The following is a 1,549-nucleotide window of genomic DNA, read 5'->3' as shown; positions in this document are numbered from 1 at the left end:
GCGCCTGGGCGCCAAGGCAATCGCCGCCTCCGACGACTTCTTCGCCGAGGTCGCACGCATGCTCAACCCCGAGCCCGCACAGTTCGTCCCCGGCAAGTTCGACACCAACGGCAAGTGGATGGATGGCTGGGAGTCGCGCCGCAAGCGCGTCGCCGGTCACGACTGGGCACTCGTCAAACTCGGCGTCAGGGGCGTCATCCGCGGTTTCGACGTCGACACCTCTCACTTCACCGGCAACTACCCGCCCGCCGTCTCGATCGAGGCCTGCGTCTCCGACGCCGATGACGTGGCCGCGCTCCAGGCCGCAACCTGGACCGAGATCCTTCCGGCCACCCCGATGGGGCCCAACAGCCATCACCTCCTCGAGTGCGCCAGCACCGCGGCCTGGACCCACCTGCGCGTGAACATGTATCCGGACGGCGGCATCGCGCGCCTGCGCGTCTATGGCCGCCCGCTGGGCTCGCTCGCGGCCAAGGCCGCCGCGGGCGAACTCGTCGATCTGGTGGCGATGGAAAATGGCGGCCGCGCCGTGTCGTGGAACGACGCCAGCTTCGGCTCTTCGGCCGCCGCGCTGTTGCTGCCGGGCCGTGGCATGAACATGGGCGATGGCTGGGAGACCCGCCGCCGCCGCGAACCGGGCAACGACTGGTGCGTGCTCGAGCTCGGCGCCCCCGGCACGGTCGAGCGCATCGAGGTCGACACCGCCTTCTTCAAGGGCAACTACCCCGATCGCTGCTCGATCCAGGCCGCCTATGTCACCGGCGGCACCGACCGCTCGATCACCACCCAGTCGATGTTCTGGCACACCCTGCTGCCCGAGCAGAAACTGGAGATGGACGCCATCCACAGCTTCACCGAAGAAGTGGCCAAGCTCGGGCCGATCACCCACGTGCGCTTGAACATCTTCCCCGACGGCGGCGTCTCGCGACTGCGCCTGTGGGGCAAGGTCGAGGCCTAATAAGAAGACCGGCGCTTCGCGGGCGCAGCCCTGCGCCCGGGCGCCCGACCGGCGTGTCGCCCCCTTCCTCACCCGAGAGCACACCATGACCGCGCACCCCGCCCTCCCCCTCGCCGTCGCGCCCCTCACCCACGAGGCCTTCGCACCCTTCGGCCAGCTCATCGAGGCCAGCGACGCCGCACAGCACTTCACCATCAACGCCGGCAACACCGAGCGCTACCACGACCTCGCTCGCATCGAGCCCGGGCCCGAGGGCCGCGTCATCGTCTCCATCTTCCGCGGACAGCCCCGCGCCCTGCCCTTCACCGTGAACATGATGGAGCGCCACCCGCTCGCCTCACAGGCCTTCATCCCCATGTCGGGCAAGCCCTATCTGGTCGTCGTCGCCCCCGCCGGCGCACCGCCCACCGCAGAAGACCTGACGGTCTTCCTCGCCCGCGGCGACCAGGGCGTCAACTACGCCCCCGGCGTCTGGCACCACCCCCTGCTCGCACTCGACGAAATCTGCGACTTCATCGTCATCGACCGCAGCGGACCAGGGCACAACTGCGACGAGATCCAGCTCGAGACCCCGGGCAGGATCGCAGCGCC

General features: G+C 69.5%; 2 protein-coding genes. Both read left to right on the top strand.

All coding sequences use genetic code 11. The annotated features are described in order from the left end of the window. On the top strand, positions 1–958 hold a 958-nt coding region (alc, locus tag P7F68_RS19855), incomplete at its 5' end, for an allantoicase (RefSeq protein WP_277835661.1). Positions 959–1,043: 85 nt separating this feature from the next. Further along, the coding region (locus P7F68_RS19850; protein ID WP_277835660.1) for an ureidoglycolate lyase at positions 1,044–1,549 on the top strand (506 nt) is incomplete at its 3' end.

The sequence above is a fragment of the Thauera mechernichensis genome (assembly GCF_029588855.1).
In the GTDB taxonomy this organism is placed as follows: domain Bacteria; phylum Pseudomonadota; class Gammaproteobacteria; order Burkholderiales; family Rhodocyclaceae; genus Thauera; species Thauera mechernichensis.
The sequence above is the reverse complement of the archived record's forward strand: the minus strand, read 5'-3'. Positions and strand labels throughout refer to the sequence as shown.